This is a genomic window from uncultured Oribacterium sp., from assembly GCF_902481605.1.
GTDB classification, from domain to species: Bacteria; Bacillota; Clostridia; order Lachnospirales; family Lachnospiraceae; genus Oribacterium; species Oribacterium sinus.
The window spans coordinates 117,736-136,441 of the sequence record NZ_CABSXI010000001.1 but is presented as its reverse complement, the minus strand read 5'-3'; the positions used below and the strand labels follow the sequence as shown (position 1 = coordinate 136,441).

General features: G+C 45.3%; 13 protein-coding genes. 2 read left to right on the top strand and 11 right to left on the bottom strand.

Annotated features, from left to right (window positions below; genetic code table 11):
- Nucleotides 1-229: 229 nt before the first annotated feature.
- The 6 genes from recA to RDQ32_RS00600 form a co-directional block, all read right to left on the bottom strand.
- Nucleotides 230-1,357, bottom strand: coding sequence for a recombinase RecA (gene recA / locus RDQ32_RS00625; RefSeq protein ID WP_308578720.1), 1,128 nt, complete (start codon nucleotides 1,355-1,357; stop codon nucleotides 230-232).
- A 369-nt stretch (nucleotides 1,358-1,726) separates the two neighbouring features.
- Complete coding sequence (locus tag RDQ32_RS00620) at nucleotides 1,727-2,977, bottom strand: hypothetical protein (protein WP_308578719.1); 1,251 nt, start codon at nucleotides 2,975-2,977, stop codon at nucleotides 1,727-1,729.
- 24 nt (nucleotides 2,978-3,001) lie between these two features.
- Nucleotides 3,002-4,204 carry a TolC family protein gene (locus RDQ32_RS00615; RefSeq protein WP_308578717.1) on the bottom strand — a complete coding sequence of 401 codons (1,203 nt, stop codon included), beginning with the start codon at nucleotides 4,202-4,204 and terminating at the stop codon, nucleotides 3,002-3,004.
- A gap of 259 nt (nucleotides 4,205-4,463) precedes the next feature.
- Nucleotides 4,464-7,517, bottom strand: a complete 3,054-nt coding sequence (locus RDQ32_RS00610) for an efflux RND transporter permease subunit (RefSeq protein ID WP_308578714.1) — start codon at nucleotides 7,515-7,517, stop codon at nucleotides 4,464-4,466.
- Nucleotides 7,518-7,519: 2 nt separating this feature from the next.
- Nucleotides 7,520-8,686, bottom strand: coding sequence for an efflux RND transporter periplasmic adaptor subunit (locus tag RDQ32_RS00605; RefSeq protein WP_308578712.1), 1,167 nt, complete (start codon nucleotides 8,684-8,686; stop codon nucleotides 7,520-7,522).
- Between the two features lie 2 nt (nucleotides 8,687-8,688).
- Entirely contained in the window at nucleotides 8,689-9,360 is a 672-nt protein-coding gene (locus RDQ32_RS00600) for a TetR/AcrR family transcriptional regulator (RefSeq protein WP_308578711.1), read from the bottom strand.
- Between the two features lie 253 nt (nucleotides 9,361-9,613).
- Between RDQ32_RS00600 and ispE the strand changes: the two genes are divergently transcribed.
- Complete coding sequence (ispE, locus tag RDQ32_RS00595) at nucleotides 9,614-10,519, top strand: 4-(cytidine 5'-diphospho)-2-C-methyl-D-erythritol kinase (RefSeq protein ID WP_308578710.1); 906 nt, start codon at nucleotides 9,614-9,616, stop codon at nucleotides 10,517-10,519.
- The gene (locus tag RDQ32_RS00590; RefSeq protein ID WP_308578708.1) at nucleotides 10,512-11,201 is read left to right on the top strand and encodes a GntR family transcriptional regulator; all 690 of its coding nucleotides are present in this window, start codon (nucleotides 10,512-10,514) and stop codon (nucleotides 11,199-11,201) included. Before ispE ends, RDQ32_RS00590 begins: the two co-directional genes overlap by 8 nt.
- A 187-nt stretch (nucleotides 11,202-11,388) precedes the next feature.
- Here the strand turns inward: RDQ32_RS00590 and RDQ32_RS00585 are convergent, their stop codons facing one another.
- The 5 genes from RDQ32_RS00585 to RDQ32_RS00565 all read right to left on the bottom strand — a co-directional run bounded on the left by RDQ32_RS00585 (nucleotide 11,389) and on the right by RDQ32_RS00565 (nucleotide 18,632).
- Nucleotides 11,389-12,222 (bottom strand): FctA domain-containing protein, encoded by an 834-nt coding sequence (locus tag RDQ32_RS00585; RefSeq protein WP_308578706.1) that lies wholly within the window; start codon nucleotides 12,220-12,222, stop codon nucleotides 11,389-11,391.
- A gap of 14 nt (nucleotides 12,223-12,236) precedes the next feature.
- The gene (gene srtB, locus RDQ32_RS00580; RefSeq protein WP_308578705.1) at nucleotides 12,237-12,971 is read right to left on the bottom strand and encodes a class B sortase; all 735 of its coding nucleotides are present in this window, start codon (nucleotides 12,969-12,971) and stop codon (nucleotides 12,237-12,239) included.
- Between the two features lie 181 nt (nucleotides 12,972-13,152).
- Entirely contained in the window at nucleotides 13,153-14,589 is a 1,437-nt protein-coding gene (locus tag RDQ32_RS00575) for a hypothetical protein (RefSeq protein WP_308578703.1), read from the bottom strand.
- A gap of 702 nt (nucleotides 14,590-15,291) precedes the next feature.
- Nucleotides 15,292-17,412: an AAA family ATPase gene (locus tag RDQ32_RS00570; protein WP_308578701.1), complete on the bottom strand. Its 2,121-nt coding sequence runs from the start codon at nucleotides 17,410-17,412 to the stop codon at nucleotides 15,292-15,294.
- The gene (locus RDQ32_RS00565) at nucleotides 17,409-18,632 is read right to left on the bottom strand and encodes a metallophosphoesterase (RefSeq protein WP_308578699.1); all 1,224 of its coding nucleotides are present in this window, start codon (nucleotides 18,630-18,632) and stop codon (nucleotides 17,409-17,411) included. The genes RDQ32_RS00570 and RDQ32_RS00565 overlap by 4 nt, the downstream gene beginning before the upstream one ends.
- Nucleotides 18,633-18,706: the final 74 nt, after the last annotated feature.

The window sequence follows — 18,706 nt, the reverse complement described above, 5'->3', positions numbered from 1 at the left end:
TAAAGCTTTAGGAAAAAGGGGCTGTAAAAAATAAAAAAAAAATAGATTTCGGCAATATAGGTCTAAATGAGGGGTAGTCTGAGCCCGTCGGTACTTGCGAAAAACAAGAGAATCGCTGTTTTTCGCTTAGTATCCGATACGTGGCGAAGCTAGCGAGAGCGTGCCCCAAATTTAGACCTATATTGCTTAGAAAACTATTTTGATTTTTTACAGCCCCTTTAAACAAACCTTATTCTTCTGCACCCTCAGCCAAGCTAACCGTAAGATCCATATCCTCATCCTCCGGAACAAAGGCCAAAACCTCTTCCAAATAGGGATCTTCCTTCAAACCGTATTCCTTACGAAGTTGGATCTCCAAATCCGCCATAATTCTGGGATGACTCTTTAAGAAGGCCTTGGCATTCTCACGGCCCTGACCGATCTTATCCCCGTTATAGGCAAACCAGGCACCGCTCTTCTCAATCATCTTTTTTTCTACCGCAAGATCCAGGATTTCTCCTTCCTTGGAAATACCGGAACCGAAGCTGATATCAAACTCCGCGTTCTTAAAGGGAGGGGCAATCTTATTCTTGGAAATCTTCACCTTGGTACGGGCTCCGCTAAAGTCTCCGTCACCGGTCTTAATGCTTTCTCCCTTTCGGATGTCCACACGAACAGAGGCATAGAACTTTAACGCACGTCCACCGGTGGTTGTCTCCGGATTACCGAACATCACGCCGACCTTTTCTCTTAACTGGTTGATAAAGATAAGGATACAGTTGGACTTGGCGATAATGGCGGTAAGCTTTCTTAAAGCCATGGACATCAAACGAGCCTGTAAGCCCACATGACTGTCTCCCATCTCTCCGTCAATCTCCGCCTTAGGTACCAATGCCGCCACGGAGTCCACAACCAAAATGTCCATAGCACCGGAACGAACCATGGTCTCCACAATATCCAAAGCCTGCTCTCCGGAATCCGGCTGTGCCACATAGAGGTTATCAATGTCCACGCCGATAGCCTGCGCATAACGGGGATCCAAAGCATGCTCCGCATCAATAAAGGCCGCGATTCCTCCACGCTTTTGTACCTCTGCCACTGCATGAAGGGCAAGGGTAGTCTTACCAGAGGATTCCGGACCGTAAATCTCAATAATACGCCCTCTTGGGAAACCGCCTGCCCCAAGAGCAATATCCACGGATAAGGAACCGGTGGGTACTACGGAAATGTCCTTATTCACTCCGGAATCTCCCAGCTTCATCACGGAGCCCTTTCCGCAATCCTTTTCAATCTTGCTGAGAGCCGCATCCAGCGCCTTTAACTTTTCATCCCGATCTTCCAATGCTACTACAGGAGCCTTGCTTACTTTGTTTGCCATGATTTTCTTCCTTTACTTTTTGTATTGTTACTTGTACCGGTTTTAGCTTCTTACCGGACTACAATTCTTTCCCTTTATTTCTTCGCTTTTCGCTTGCCGAGAGATTATATCATAGAACATACATTCTGGCTATTGGAATTTTTCTTTAGCTTCTTCCGTTATAACACAAAATACTCCAATCTCCTATACTCCACATTCGGATAAGCTTTTCTTAAAAAATACGCTTCGACTTCACTGCCCGGAATGGCTGTTTATGTCCAATGAGTATCCCACACTACTCGTGAGATACTCGTTAATCAGAGCTAACATTTTTCAAATGTCAGCTCCGATACCGGCTAAAGTCCATCTATAAGAAAAAAAAGAGGGGGATTACTCCCCTGTGGAAAGTATCCCTCTCTCTACCGCTTCTTCGTATTGGAAGACCGCCTGATTATAATCCAGTTTTGCCTGGGCTGCTGCATTTTCCTTGGATAAGGCTTCTAAAGATAAACCTTGGAAATCTGCCCTTCCCAAAAGTCCCAGAGCGTTCATCCGCTCTGCCTTTTCCTTCTGTAAACGGGAAAGCTCTGAAACGGATTCTGCCGCATTTAAAGCCGCTTCCGCTTCGCTAATATTCCGCCTAAGCTCCTCCATGGAAACTCGAATCTGCTGTTCTTTTTCCTTCTGACTCTGCTTCTTCTCCGTCCAGCCGGTGATATTGCTGTCCTTTGTGCGAAGAATGCTTCCCAATTCACTGTTATGACTTAAAGCGGAATCAATGTCCTTTCCCCAGTCTCTTGTTGCCAGATAGTTTCTCGGGTAGTCGGGAATGGCTTCGAACTGAATATTAGAATAGGTATTCATGCTCCAACCAAGGCTCAGTCCCATATTTCTCTTCATGCTTTCCAGACCGTCCTTAGCCTTTTGTAAATCCGACTGAGCACCGTCCAAGGCAAGCTTTGCCGCGCTCACATCATTTGCCGTAGCCTGTCCGAGGCGCGCCTGTCTTTCCGTCTTTTCTAAGCCTGCCTGTAACATGGCCACTCTTTTTTCCAGCATCGTCTTATTGTTTTCCAAGGAAATGGCACTGAAATAAAGATTTTGCATACCGTCACTTAAGAGCTTTTTTCCGGTATAAAATCCGGACTTCACAGCCTTTTCCGTCTTGGCTTCCGCCTTCTTCATGTTTTTTTCCGTCTCGGAAAGCTGCACCAGGCCTTGATTCACCTCTGCCAGACTGCTGTCTATATCCGGTAAAATCTTCTTGCTGTTCTTTACCTTTTCTAACTGATTGATCTGGCTTTGCAAAAAAGCCTTGGTCGTAGGGTCTGTGGTATCCTGCTTCTGCTCCTTTAAGCTGTCAATGCTCTCCTGCAAATTCGCCAGTATATCAGCCTTTTCGTCCTTTACCGCCTTCTGTACGGAAGCCATACCGCCGGTGCTTTGCGCCAAAGCATCCTGCTCCATCTTGGCCACGGTACTGAATTGGTCCACAAGATCCGGGATTTCTCTGAAGGAAATGATGTTGTCATTTACATCCCAGGGCTTCTCCTCCGCGAAAGCAGGGAAACTTTGACAGAGAAGCCCTAGGCTCAAAGCCAGAGCAAATGCGGATTTTATCTTATTCTTTTTCTTCTCCATAAAAGATTCAATGTATCCTTTCTCTTACTCTGCCGTCGCCAAACCATTCTTTCCGGCCTGATAATCCAAATATTCTTCACAAAGCTTCAAATCCGCCTGCTGCTTTTGAAGGCTTGCAGTATCGGAAGCATTTTTCGCCTTTTCAAAATCCACTCGGCTTACACTTCCCAGCTTATAGCCACGCTCTGCCTTTTGGTAAGCCTGCTGTGCGTTGGAAGCCTGCAGCTCCGCCTGTCTTTTTGCCTCCTCCGCCTGCTTTAAGCTTTGGTAGCGGGAAAGCATATCGGATTGAATCTTTTCCTTTGCTGCGGAAATGCTTCTTGTCAGATTCTGTCGGTTGGCATCTCCTGTGGAAAGATTCAACTTTCTTTCTGAAATCCGAAGACTGTAGTTATTCTGTAAAGCTGTCTTACTGTCTTCCTCTAAATTCACTGCCGCCAGCTGCTCTGCACTAAGGCTTGGAATTACAGGCATCTCCGGAGTGTCACTAGCTTTCCAGCCCAGATTCACCCGTAAAAGCTCCGTCATCTTATCAAAGGCGGAATTGTTCTTCGTAAGACTCAGATTCGCCTGGTCATAGGCTTCCTTAGCAGTCAGTACATCAATCTGGGTGGCCTTTCCGATAGCTTTCTTTCTCTCGGTGCTTTCCTGTGCACTTTTCGCATCTGCTAAAGATAAGGCATCGATTTGCTTTTGAAGACCGGTGCTTTCTCTGCTAATGAAGGACTTTTTAATGGTCTCAATAGTATTCTGCTCGGTTTGCTCCACGGAAAGCTTGGCAATCTCCCGGTCTGCGTTCTGTGCCACGGTATCTGCGGAAAAATTGCTGCTGTCAGTCTGATACTGCATTTCTGCCAGAGCCTCCGCCACACTGTTTCCGTCTGCTGCGGACAATGCCTTTTCATAGGCTTCTTCCACCTGATTTCTGGCATCCTCTACATTAACATTGTAGCTGCCCTTGCTGTCACTTTCCCGGAAGTTTCTCCAAAGACTGGATACGGTAGGGTTGTACTCGTGTACCAAGTCCCCGATTTCTTCCCAGGAAATCACATTGTCCCGAAGCTTTGCCCACTCCTCCTCGGAACGCTGCCGTTCAAAGGAAGTCTGCATCTGATCCACGGAAACATTATCGGAAAAGCCCGGTACCTTCTGTGCCATGGCAGGCATGGTAAAGGACAGACTCGCTAAAACAATTGCTATACTAATAGGATATCCCTTTTTTCTCATCTTCTTCTCCTTACAAAAAAGGCTCATATTCTCTAAGCATGGGGCTGTAAAGTACACTGTACTGCATAAGAGCTATAATGTATCCTTACAGCCCCTACTAAGAGAAAAGGAGTCTTCTCTACTATAACATAATATTCCTCGGAATTTCTTAACGAAAATCGTCAATCCTGTGAACTTTTGGTGTTCTTTTTCCTAAATAAGTTTCTACTATCCTGCCAAATATCGCCTTACGCTATGCACCAAAGCTGCACTGCCGGCTTTAAACTTTTATCATATGTTTTTTCCTGCCATAGATAATCATGTAGTACACCGGAAGTAGAAGCAATGCCAGCAAGGTGGACGCCACCAAGCCTCCTACATTTACCAAGGCCAGCCCCTGCATCAGGGCGCCATTATCCCCGAAGCCCAAAGCCATGGGAATCATAGACAATACCGTAGTCAGCGTGGTCATCAAAATAGGACGAAGTCGGGTGGCACCGGACTCTGTCAAAGCTTTCTCCAAAGGCATTTCCTGACGGTACTGGTTTACCGTATCCACATAAAGGATTCCGTTGTTTACTACAGTTCCCACCAGCATCAAAAATCCCAAAAGGGAGGTCATGGACAGGGTGGCATCAAAGAGCCACAAGAGTCCGAAGGAACCAATTAAGGAGAAGGGGATAGTGGTCATAACCATAAAGCTGAATCGGGTGGATTCAAACTGGGCCGCCATCACCACAAAGACCAGGAAGACCGCAATGGCTATGGCACGGAACAGGTCCGCAAACTCTTCATTCATGCTTTGGGTTTGAGAATTGGCCACAACGGAAATATTTTCTCCTAAATTCTTACTCACCAATTCATCAATCTCTGCCTTGGTATTGCTGGTAGCACTATCCGTATAATTTGCCGTAATCGTCGCCTGATATTTTTTATCTTCTCGTTCAATGCTGGCAGGAGAATCTGTATACTTTACAGTAGCCAAACTTTCCAGGGAAACCTGCGCTCCTGTGGGTGTGGTAAAACGAATGGACTTCACTTTTTCCAAGTTATCGAATTGATCCTTGGGATAATTCACCCACACATCTACCTTTTGCCCCTCCACCGTCATTTTCATTGCTTTTTTTCCGGTAAGATCGGTATTTAAGGACTGGGCAATCTGAATAGGACTTAAGCCTTCCGCCGCCGCCTTAATGGGGTCTACCTTCACCTGCAAGAGGGGAGCTGCATTTTCCAGGCTGGAATGAATGCCGGTAAGGCTGCTCTGCTTTTGTAATAAAGAAAGAAGTTCATTACTCTTTCTTTGCAGTTCTTCCAAATCCGATCCCTGAATAATAATTTCATAGTTGTTGCCGAGGCTGTAATCTCCTCCGCTCATACTGGTATCACTTACGGACTTTATGCTTAAAACCTCTTGAGACCGGTTTTCCAAGGCCTTCTTCCATGCCTTTACCTTTTCCTTGGTTTTCATGGAACGATCCTTTTTCAGATATACCGTAATCGTAGGATCAGTGCTTCCTCCGTACAAAGCGGAAAGAGCGGAGCCTCCCGCCGTTGCGGTATAACGGTCCGTATCCGGATCCTTCGCCACCAGCTCCTCCAGCTCTTTTATTACCCTTTCCTTTTCTTCTATGGAAAGACCGGGCTTTTGGGTAATGCCGATTTCAACGGTTCCGGTATCAATATCCGCCATCAGCTCTGTTCTGAGCTGTGTCGCCAGGAAGAGAGAAATAACTAAAATACCGGCTGTAGCTACAAGCACTACTTTTTTATGTCGTAGAAATTTACTGATGGTGTTTCTATAGACATCCTGTAAAAGCCGAACTCCACGGTAAGCTACCGCCTTACTGTTCTCCTTAGGCTTATAAAGGGTAAAGCATAGGGGCACAATTGTAACCGCGGAAATCAAAGAGGCCACCATACAGAAGACAATGGTGAAGCCAAGGGGCTTAAAGTACTGTCCGGAAATTCCCTGTAAAAATCCCAGGGGAAGGAATACTACACAGGTGGTAAGAGTACCTCCGAAAACAGAGGCTCCCACTACTCTTACAGAGTCGATAGCCGCTTCTGTAAGACTTCTTTGCCATTCTCCGTAATCATCCATGGCACGGAAGCAGGCCTCCAATACTACGATGGAGTTGTCTACCATCATACCCACGCCCAAAACCAGGGCGGAAAGGGTCAGCATATTCAGGCTATAGCCCATGGCTCCCATAAAGACGACAGCTCCCAGGATCGCCAAGGGAATGGAGGAACCTACGATTAGGGAGGCCTTTATATCTCCAAAGAAAAGGAAGATAATCAGCATAGAAATCACGACAGCCATAATCATAGTCTGAAATACGCTGGACAGGGAGCTCTTAATGCTATCCGCAGAGTCGGAAATCACATGAATTTCCAGATTGGGATTCTTCCCTTCCAATTTCTTGATTAAGGTGTTCACATCCTTACTCATGGCAATGTCCGACTTACTCTGTAGCTTATTTAAGCTTAAGGTAATGGTCTCTTCGCCGTTATATCGTCCTATACTGCTTTTATCCGAAAGAGCGGAACCCACTGTAGCCAAATCCGAAAGGGTCAAAGTATTTCCTGTTCCGGTAGTAATAGGAAGTTTTCGTAATTCCTCAATGGTGGAATAGTCCTGAGCGGTACTGATAGATAATTCCTGATCTCCCACCTTTGTACTTCCTGCAGGATAGGTGAACTTTGCAGCCTGCATCATTCCCACCACCTGTTCCATGGTCAAATGATACTGTTGCAGTTTTTCCGGGGAAAGCTCCACTCTTACATAGCTTTCCTGTCCTCCGGAAAGAGAAAGGGAAGCCACGGTGGATAATTTTTCAAACTCCGGCCTAATGTTATTCTCTACATAATTATAAAGCTGACTCTCGTTTTTATTGTTGATGGAGAGAACCATTCCCGGTCTGGCATTAATATCCACTTCCATAATGCTGATATCCTTGGCGTCCTCCGGCAGGGAGGATTTAATGGCGTCCATCTTTTTCTTCAGACTGTCATAGGCCTTAGTCATGTTCGTACCGTAATTGTAACGAACAATAACCATGGAAAAGTTCTCATTGGACTGGGATCTGACCTGCTTTACATCGGAAAGCAGGGAAACCTCCTCCTCAACAGGCTTGGTGACAAGCTCGTCCACATCCTCCGGAGAAGCTCCGGGATAGGTGGTGGTCACGATGAGGTAGGGGAAGTTCATATTGGGGAGCAGCTCCATTTTCATGGTGGTGAATGTAACGAAACCAAAGAAAATAAGGGTGATTACCACAAGAAAGGTGGTAACCGGTCGTCTTAAGACGAATTTCGTCATGGAAAGCATCCTTAGCCCTCCTTTCCGGTTTCCGTAGCGACAGAACTAAGCGCCGCAGTACTGCTATCTGTTTCTCCTGCCGTCTTTTCATCAGAAGAAGCCTCTGTTTCCGAGCTGTTCAGTCTTACCTTTGCGCCGTCATACATCTCGTTATTCCAGGAGCTGACAACTAAATCCTTCTCCGAAAGACCGGAAAGTATCTCCACCTTTTCTTCTCCCTGCAGGCCAAGCTCTATGAACTGCTTTTTGATGGTTCCGTTCTCCCCCTCTCCCTTTTCCAAAAGGTAAACATAGGGAGAGCCGTTGTCATAGTAAATCACGGATAGAGGAAGAAGATTTACCCCGGTTCTGCTATCCTTGGTTACGGTTAATTTCACCCGGCTTCCCTCAGGAAGAGAGGAATTCTCTAAATTAGCCTTCACGGTGAAAAGCCCGGTCTGGGCATTCATCACCCCGGAAATCTCGGTAATGGAGCCGGTATATTGTTCCTGTCCCTTCTCCACCTTCACTTCCTGGCCTAAAGACAGGTTCTTCATCAGTTCCTCTGTTACGGAAAAGACAAGCTGCTGTTTTCCCTTCCCCATAAGACTGGCTATCTGGGTGCCCTGGGGAATCATGGCATCCTTCACCAAAATGCTGTTTTGCAAAACCCCGTCTGCAGGAGCGGTAATGGTGGCAAACTCCACCTGGGTATCATAGTTCAGCTTTGCCGCCTTTACCTGGGCTTCCGCAGCCTTCGCCTGAGCATCCGCCGCTTCAAAATCCTGGGCGGAAATATCTCCGGAGGCTTGGAGGCTTGCCAAACGGTTTCTGGCGTCGCTTGCCGCCTTCGCCTGGGCCTCTGCCTGCTCCAAAGTATATTTTGCCGCATCAATCTGCTTTTGATTGTCTAAACGGGCAATCTTATCCCCTTTTTTCAGCTCTGCACCATTTTCCGCATAGATTTCCAAAACCTCTCCGGAAACCTTGGAAGCCAAAGCATACTGCTCACTGGCCTCGATGGTACCCACCAAAGACTCTGTAATGAACAGGTCACCCTTTTCCACGGAAATGCCGGTGGCCAAAGGAAGCTGGGTGATCTCTACTTCCTCTTTAGGCTTTAATAAACGCCTTCCTACCAAAAATGCCACTCCTAAAAGGATAAGCAACACGATTACAATTTTTACCCCTTTTTTCATCTCTACTCTTTTCCTCCTAACGCTTTTTCCAAGAGCTGAATCTGCTTTTGGAATACATAAAGAATTTGTTCAATAAAGGCTTCCTGTTCCTTATCATCCTCCGGATCGGATATTCCCTCTTTTCTTTTTTCTATGGAAAAGGACTGCAAAAGACTTAAGGACGCCAGAGAAAATGCGGTTTGAATCCCAATTCCCTTTTCCTCCTCCGATAATGTCTTGGGAAAATAATCCTTGGGAATTGCTTCTAATACCACATCTATATTATCCCGTCTTCCCCTATCCATATGACTTTTCATACTGGCCAAAGAAAGATTCTTTAAAAAGCCGGAGCGATAGAACATGGCAAAACTATCCTGCACAATTTGTTTTTTTCGAATCTTCACGATTTCGATGACCCACTCCTGAATACTTTGGAAAAAATTCCCATTATTGCGTGCCATGATTTCCATGAAATGCCCTACTGCCTTATCTTCTTCCGCTTCAAAAAGATACACCAGCAAATCATCCTTATCCGGGAAATAGGTATAAAAAGCTCCTCTGGAAATCTCACTTTCCTGAATAATCCGATTAATGGATACTTTGTCATAATCATAGGAAGAAAATTCTTTTTTTGCCGCTTCCAAAATTCGCCTTCGTTTTTCTTCTTCCAAATTCAAAAATCTTAATGTAGGCATCTTCCCCCTCAATACATTCTGTGATGATTTATACTTTCTTATCAATGGCAGGCTGTCAGCTTTTACTTGAACGTAGACAGTGACAGCTTGTCACTATTTTTACCAGCCCAGTATAGTGACAGCTTGTCACCCTGTCAAGAAGTTTTTTATTTTTATCTACTTTAGTAACACAGAGGATTGCACTTGCAAAAATGCAATTTAACCTTTACAATAAAGTGGCGTTTGTATACAGGATTTTTTAGAAGGAAGAAGCATGGAAGAACAGCAAATTCAGGCTTACGGAAAGATTAATCTTTCCCTGGATGTGAAAAGAAAAAGGCCGGATGGATATCATGATGTGTGCATGGTCATGCAGACCGTTAAGCTTCATGACCGGATTTTTCTGACAAGGGAGAAGACTCCCGGCATTCGCTTAAGCAGTAATTTGGACTTTCTCCCCACCGGCGAGGATAATCTGATGGTAAAAGCCGCAAGGCTTTTGGCAGAAGAATTTTCCATAAAGGACGGCTTATCCTTCCGACTGGAAAAGCGTATTCCGGTTTCCGGAGGAATGGCCGGAGGCTCCACGGATGCCGCCGCTGTATTGCATTTGATGAATCAGGTTTATGCTCTGGGACTTAGTATAAAGGATTTAGAGAAAAGAGGAGTAAAGCTGGGAGCGGACGTTCCCTTCTGTCTACACAGAGGTTGCTATCTTTCAGAAGGCATCGGAGAAATTCTTACACCCCTTCCCAACTTACCGGCTTGTATTCTTCTCTTGGCAAAACCGGCATTTTCCCTGTCTACAAAGGCTGTTTATGAAGCCTTGAACGTAAGTGCCATTCCTAAAGAAGAGCATCCGGATGTGGAAAAGTTTCTGCATTTTCTGAAAAAAGGAGATCTATCGGAAATTACTCCTCTTATGGGGAATATTTTGGAAAAAGTCAGTATTGCCATGCGACCTGAAATACAAGTTCTTAAGGAGCGTCTCCTGTCTTACGGAGCGGAAGTAGCCTTGATGAGCGGTTCCGGTCCAACGGTCTTCGCTCTTTTTCCTTTGGAGCATAAAGCCCGGGCGGAAAAAGCCTATCAGGCACTTCGCTATGGCGAGGATCGACATTTAGCACAGCAGGTATATCTTACAGAGCCATGGGCAGAAGAAGGAGGTATAGATGAGTAGTGATTTTACCATTAATATGAACGAGTATCTTCCCCTACGGGATTTGGTGTTCAACACCCTGAGACAGGCAATTCTAAAGGGAGAACTGAAGCCCGGCGAAAGGCTTATGGAGATTCAACTGGCTGAAAAACTTGGCGTTTCCAGAACCCCTATTCGTGAGGCAATCCGAAAGCTGGAGCTGGAAGGTTTGGTCCTGATGATTCCCAGACGGGGGGCAGAGGTAGCGAAGATTTCCCACAAGTCTTTGCAGGATGTGCTGGAGGTTCGGGGTGCTTTGGAAGAGCTGGCTACAGACCTTGCCTGCCAGAGAATCGACGAAGAGCAGCTTGCAGCCCTACATAAGGCGGAGGATTCTTTTAAGAAGGCCGTAGCCACCGGCACAGAAATGGAAATTGCAGAGGCGGATGAGGCCTACCATGACATCATTTACAATGCCACCGGCAATAAACGTTTGATTCAGATGATTAACAATCTTCGGGAGCAGATGTACCGCTATCGTTTAGAATATATTAAAGATGAGGCTCAAAGAGGAACCCTTATCAACGAACATGAGAAGATTCTGGAAGCTATCCGTATTCGTGACATTATCCGTGCAAAGGCTCTGATGAAGGAGCATATCGATAATCAGGAAATGACGGTTTCCAAAAACTTAAATGAACAGGAAGAAGCCGGAAAGAAATAAAGCAAGAAATCAGGAAAAGATAGAGCAAGAAAGCGGATTTCCCACAATCCTTTCGACAATACTTGTGAAGCATAAAAAAACACCTTGGAAGGAGCCCCCTTACGCCTTTCGGCAAGCTCTTTTCCAAGGTGTTTTTCTTTAACCTTCCCCGTTCTTTCTCTCCTAAACCAAGAAAGGGAAAGGCTCTTTACTCTTCTGTTTCGGGATTTTCATCATCCTCACTACGCTTCTTCACCTGGTAGCTCCAAAAACCGAAGCTTCCCATGGCCAGCAAGGCTGATAGTCCATAGAATACCATATCACTGTCATCTCCTGTGGCAATCTTTCTGGCCACACCCAATACGGAAGGTACCTGACTGATGATTCCCTCGATGGGTTTTAGGATTTCTCTGCCCACTCCCAAAACACCGGGATTCTTGGGCGGATTACCGGGAGGATTTTCATTTCCTCCTTTCGGCCTCGGTCCGGGAGCCGGCGTGGAGGGGTCTCGATAGTAGCTGTTTTTAAACAAAAGCTCACCGGACTTATCCTCTTCTCCTTCTTTCTCCGCAAGGACAATGGCATAAAGATAAGGAGATACTTCATTTCCATTGTAGTCCTTGTTCTTACTGTGTACTTCAATCACAACGGAATATACCGTGGTGTCATAGGTAAAGCCTTCATGATTTCGCTGTTCCTGACGAACACGATAATGATACTCTCCCTCACTTAAAAACTGCATCTTTCCAAAGCTGAACTGCTCTTCCCCGGAGTCCATGTGGAGATCCATAATGTAGGGGGTGGGTAGCGGCGCATTGGGGCTTTCCACAGCTCTTTCTATATAGACGCGGAACTCTGACTGGGGAACCTCTTCTCCTGAAACAGAGATGGCAAAGGGAATCTGCACTTCTGCAGGCTTCTCCAAGCCGAAATTTTTCTTCTGTTCACTGGCACTGGAGACCAGTACCGTGGACTTCCCCGTCCCCATTAAGAGGAGGGCACATAGTCCCGCTAAGATTTTTTGACATTTTTTTCGAAACAAATTCCCTCACCCCCTTATGGGTTTATTCTGGCAAAGACAATCATCCTACCGTTGGTGGATGCAGATACACAGGTGGATAAGCTGATTACCTGATCCGTGTCTTTCATCCCAATATCTCTATACTGCTGTGCATTATTTTTGATGTAATCCAGAAACTCCTGCATATTCCCCTGTTTATCCATAACATTATAGATATAGGGGTCATAGGCATCTCCCTCAATACAGGCAAAGATCTCTAACTGCCTTGCCTTTCCGGGCAAATACAAAGTTCCTGTCTTATGTTCTTCAAAATAACTGTTATCGATGAACTCCATCACATCTCCGTACATTCCGCCGTTGTCCATATGATGTCCATAGGTCAGAATATAGGGGTCGGAAAAATCCGGCGCATTGTGATAGCTCATAAAAATGGATCCGGATAGGGAAAAGTTTCCCTCCACATCCTTATTGACGTATTCCATATCATCCTTTCCCTGTACCATAGGGTAGTCGATATTGGTTCCGTCCAGGGTAATCCAAGCTCTGGTATCTTTGTTTAAGGCTAAGAGTTCCTCAAAGCTTAGACTGCCATCCTCACTTACTACTGGTTTTAAGGACATTAAGTCATTGTTTAAAAATCCTTCTTGCATGGTCATATAGGTGTACCAAAGGGAAAATCCCCCGTAGCTCATGAGTAGAATCATTAGAATGGCAGCTAAGATGGTAATCATGCGATCTCCCAGCCTTGCCGCTCTCACCGCAATGTTCATATTTGCCTCTCTACTCTTGTATCCCGGGATACATGCAATACTTTTGTTCCCGAAAATCTCGCATCTATCCGGGATGACCGGGATGGATTGGGAAAAAAGGGATAAGGAAGAATCCGGGGAAAAGAAAAACCCTAAGGCTTTCCTTTTCCCGTCTCCTCTATCCTAAGTAGGGATAGACGACTTATTCCTCTTCCTTCTTCCGGTTAAAGAACATGAAGCCCATGCTTCCTGCCACTGCTAGCATCATGGCATAAGGAGCTACAGTCAGTACTACACCGGTTGGTGTGATTTCATCGATGTGGTTGTGGTAAGCCACATGACTGTCCTTCTGTACTAAGCTCTTATCTCCGCCTCTTTCTGTAGAGTCATGTGTCGGTGCCACTATTTCAGTGGTTACCGCTGCAGTATCCGGAACATCATGTGCCACATCCTCGGAGAAGCGCACATCGGACTTAATGGTTAAAGCAGTATTGTTGTTCTCCTTTACATTATAGGTAGTGGTTTTTGGCAAACCGATGATTTCCAAAGATTGTCCGTCCTTCAGCTTTGCGCCTAATCCGGGGATTTCACTGGCCTTCTTAACGGTATAAGCAGTTGCTCCCGGCATCTTTACCTTAACCTGCAAATCCGCGTTGTCAAAGTTGACTGCTCCTGCTTTGTTATGAAAAAGGTTGACTGTGAAGGGAAAGAGATTATCCTTATTGATCATTCCGCTAATCTTCTTATCCACCTTCAGCTTTCTCGGAGTATAACGGGTATATCCCTGAGGAGTATCTCTCTTGCCCGTTTTATTGCCATCTCCGTCAAAACCGCTGTTCTTGTCTCCGGTATGCTTATTTCCTGTTGCATTGTTGGCAAGCAGAGTATCTCCACTGTGGAGAACATAGCCGTAGATTTCTCTTTCACCGGTAGCACTACCTTCCTTCAAACGTACATATACATCCAGGAAACGCTGAGTCTGGTAGGGTTTTTCCACACCATCCACGTTAACCTTCATAGCCTCCACGTCTCCGCTGTTTGCTCCTGTTGCAGGATTTTCTGTAACTACGAAGCGATATACTCCGGGAGTAGCAAAGGCAGCAGGCTTAAAGGTGATTTTTACTCCGTCTTTAAAATCCTTTAATGTACTTCCTTCCGTGCCGGCAAGGTTAAAGCTGTTGGCCTTAAATTCCGCCTTTAAATCACTGTTTCCCGTATCAATCTGGGAATCCTGTCCGGCTAAAACAATCATTTCCTGATTATTTTTATCTACAATTTTTGTTTTACCTACCTCAAATGCTGCTGATTCGGAAGCTCCGCCGACATTAATCTTCTGGTTGTTTGTGACTCCTGCAACGCCGTATGTCCATACCACATCCGGCTGGTCCACCATTTCATTGTTGTCCGTTTCAACACGGATTACCTTATCAAAGGAAACGGAATTCCCTAAAGTCTCTAACTTTCCAGCGGCATTTGCACTTACACCTACGTTAGCTTCATCCTTTCCATAATATACATTTAAGTTCGGATCAGTCTTGTTGACACTGGTGCTGGATGCGAATACCGGTGCGGCGGTGGAAAATACCATCATTCCGCTTAATGCCAATGTTGCTAATCTGTTCATGTTCTTCTTCATCATTAATTATCCCTCACTTTGCGTTCTTTATAAAAAATGTCTATGCAGACAGTTTTTTCATACTCTTTTTGCTTTCGTTTGCTTTCGTTTATTTTCTTACTAAGAAGAAATTCTTCTCTTTCTCCTTAGAAAAAGGAGCTATGCTTTTATAAAGTTTTAAGGGGACGGGGGAATCTCACCACGGGCTCTTCTTTTTCTCAGCGCCCTCGGTTCAGGCATAAATAGTGCTGAACTCTCTTTGCCGTATATTCTGTGCTCCCACGGGTGTTCCCCGGTCCTCTTACCGTATTTTCGAAAGAGTAGAGTGTATTGCAGCTACCCTCTTAAGCTCTTCCCGCCGGCGGTGCTTTGCCGCCTTTCTCTCCCCTCTTCGGGGGCTTTTCTCTGATTCCTCTATTTCTTATCTTCTTCATTTTTATAGCTCCTTTTTTTCTTAAATTATTTTGCTATGTATGTATATCGCGTTATTTTTTTAATATATAAGCAAAAAAATCAAAAAAATATTCTACTTTTGCAAAATAATTTTTCTTTATAAGTTTTTTGCACGAAAAAGGCCGATAAATGCACGAAAAAAGCCGCTATCTCTCGATAACGGCTTTTGTTAATAGATTTCGGTAATTCCTTATATTCATAGAATATGATAGGGAGGGAACTTTTGGAATGATGATGGGGAAGGATAATGGAGAACTTCCCGGAATATCCATCTTAGTCACTAAGCTTTCGTTCCTCGCTACAGGTAAAGTAAAAAATCTGACGACTCTTGGCAAGCTCCTCCAGCAAAGCTCTTGCTCTCGCTCCGTTTTTCTCATCCAAATGGCTGAAGGGATCATCCAATAATAAGAAGGCTTTTTCCTCCCGGAACATGGCATCAAAGATGGCCAGCTTTTGACAGAAACGGCAAAGATCCTGCAAGCCCTCACTTAAATAGCCCTGCTCCCGGCTTAGTCCCCTGTCTACAAAGCTAAGCTCCAGGTCCTCACTCATCTGGAATTGCAAGGGCTCTGTGCAGATACTCTGAAAATACTTCTGAAAAGCTTCCAGAATAGGCTCCTTATATTGTAGGGCAAAACGCTCCTTGGCCATTTCCAGATAAGCTTTGGTCTTTTGCAAAAGATTGTAGCGCTTTTCCAAGGCCTCCCGTTCTTCTTTTTTCTGTTCCAGAAGTCTTTCCTGTTCTTCCAAGAACTCCAAATCCCGAACCTTCGCTTCTCTTTCCGCCCGTTTCTTCCGAATCTCTTCCCTTCTTTCTTCTTCCTCTTTTCGGAACTCTTCCAGCTTTCTCCTGCTCTCCTCTAAGGAAGGGCCTTCCTCCCATTCCTTCTGTTTCTCTTCCAATAAAGAAAAGGCCTGCTCTCCTCCTTCCTCTTCCACGAAGCGGAGGAACTCTTCTTTTCGACCTGCTGCTTCCATTTCTAAATCCTGCATATCTTCCAGCTTATGAAAACGGGAAAGAAGCTCTTCCAAGGAAGCAAAGCGTATTGCCTGTTGCTTTCTTTGTCTGCCCTCTTCCTCTTCCTGCTTTTCTTTCCATGTCCGCTTTTTCTGTTCTCCGCTCCACCAAAGGAAGAAGCAAAGACTAAGGGAAAGGATCCCCAGCAATAGGAATAGGGCTGATGGAAGTCCCAATGGCATACCGAAAAGCTTTCCGAAGAAAAGAAGAACAAAGAGTAGCCCCAGTCCTACCAAAGCGAAAAGCACTACAGGAGAAGTACCATACTGTCCCATTTCCTTTGTCACATTCCCAAAGGTCTCGTTCTTCGAAGTATCTTTCTTTGCACGACTGGCACCGGGAACACTTGCTTCTTCAAGAGGCAGCACTATTCCCTCTTCTTTTCCGGCCTCTACATCGACATTCTCCCCGCCGGCTTCCGATACCTTTTCAATTTCCTTCTTTATAGAATGAATCTGCTCCTGAAGAGACTGCATTTCCTCCTTCCAAAGTAGAGCTTTCTTCTCCTCGGGAATATCGGAAAAGCGATCCTGATAGTACCACTTTAAAGCATTTTCATAACGATACTCCGCCTTTTCCCATTCTTCCTTCTTCTGGGCATAGGACATCCACTTCCCCAAAGAATCCTTTTCCGAAATCCTTTGATTAAGCTCCGCCTCCAAGGCCTTTCCCTCTTCCTTTCGCCGGGTCTCCTTTTCCGTAAGGGAAAGCACTTCCTTCTCTATAGAAAGAACTGCATTTTCCAAAGCTTCTTTTCCGTAAAGTCCGGAGGACAATTCCTCTTCCTGCATCTTTAGCTTGAAAATGTTTCCGGTTCGACGGTTAGGAGACAGGGCATTGATGCCATCCTTAAGAATCGTCTGCACCTGCTGGAACTTCTTCATATCCTCCTGATCCTCCGCCACATTGCCAAGCTTGGCATGCATACGGGAGTTCATGGAAAAATGAAGATCCTCATGGCTAATCATGCAAACTCTTTGGAAAGACTCTGCGTCCAAAGAAAAAAGTTCTTCTCCGATATTTTCCGAATAATCCTTGGATTCCTTTCCGCTGTCCTCATCAAAAAGTCGGAAGCTGTCCTCAGACTTCTTTAGCCCGAAGCTTCTTTCCAAGCGATAACGCTTCTCTCCAATACGGAAAATGATCCGTCCTCCAAAGGATGCTCCTTGGAAGGGCATGTAATGCTTTCGTTCATTTTCCTCCAAGTCCTGTTTTCTATCCCCGGAAACCCCATAGAACATCAGCTTAAAAAAGTAGATAAAGCTGGTTTTTCCATAACCGTTATCCCAAAGGAAACTGTTCTTTCCGGGAGAAAAGGAAAAATCCGCATCCTTCCATTTTCCGAATTGGGCAATGTGGCATGCTTCTATAATCATAGTTCTCCTCCCTGCAAAAGCCCCATTCCTAAGGCAATGATTTCTTCCTGCTCTTCCTTGGAAAGATTATCCGCAGCGGCCAACACCCGCAGGAATTCTCCCTTCAGGCTCTTTTCCTTCATGGCTTCTTCCCGGTTCCAACTAAGCTCGCACTCATCCCGGATTTCCAAGAAAAATACGCTGTCCTGAAGCTGTAATTGCAGGTAACGAAGATTTCTCTCCTGCTCCAATCCCTTCTTTCCCTTTAAAATAATGCGAAGGCTGTCCTCTTTGGCAATGCCGGCCTTCTCCATTTCCACTTCTATCTTTTTCAGACAGGCCAAAGTTCCCTCATCTTCCAAAAGCTCAATCTCCAAAATCCGGAACTCCCCTTGCTTAATGGGGATAAATTCTTTCCGGATTTCCTTCTTCTCTTCCTCTACCTTCAGATACAGAAATCCCCTTTCCCCTTCCTCGTCAAAGCCCCTTCCTTGCAGGCAACCGGGATAAGCCCAAAGGGCGCCATTATTTAACTTGCCTTCTCCCCCCTTATGGATGTGCCCTAGGGCGATATAGGATAGGGGAAGCTTTTCAAGATTTTTCAGGAAAATGCCTTCCTCTCCCTGAACAGCCTCTCCTTTGGGCGTTCCCTGATACAGAGCACCGTGAAGCAGGAGGATATTGCAGTCCTCCTCTTTTAGCTTTAGGAACTTGGATTCCTCCTCCGACTCAGATTCGCTTTTACTTAGCGCTTCCGCTCCATGTGCATTTTCCTGTCCTACACCTTGTTCGGCAGCTTGTCCAGCTCCCTGTGTAGCCCCTTCATTTTCACCAAAGGAAATATCCTTGGTGCCGTATTCCACCCCCGCCAAAAGTAATCTATCGTTTAAACGGTATTTCTTCCCCTTTTCCGAAAAGAGAAAGAGATTCTTCGGCAGATTTTCCTGATAGCAGAAGGTATTTTCCGTATCATGGTTTCCTCTTAAATAGAAGAAGGAAATCTCCGGATGCTCCGAAATAGTGGATAGGAAAAAGTCCATTGTTCCATGAGAAACCACCGGACTGTCAAAAAGATCACCGGCAATCAAGATTCCCTGTACCTTTTTTTCTACAGCAAAGGACAGCAGCTCCTTCCAAGCCATAAGCTGCTTTTGTCTCCTATTTTCCGCCTCTTCCTTTGTGAAGCGGGAGCGAAATGCACTGTCCAAATGCAAATCTGCGGTATGAATGAGTTTAACCATAGGGGAATTCCTTCTTTCTTAAGTACTGCAATGCATCGATTATCGATATGAAGCTTATCGTTTATTTCTCTACT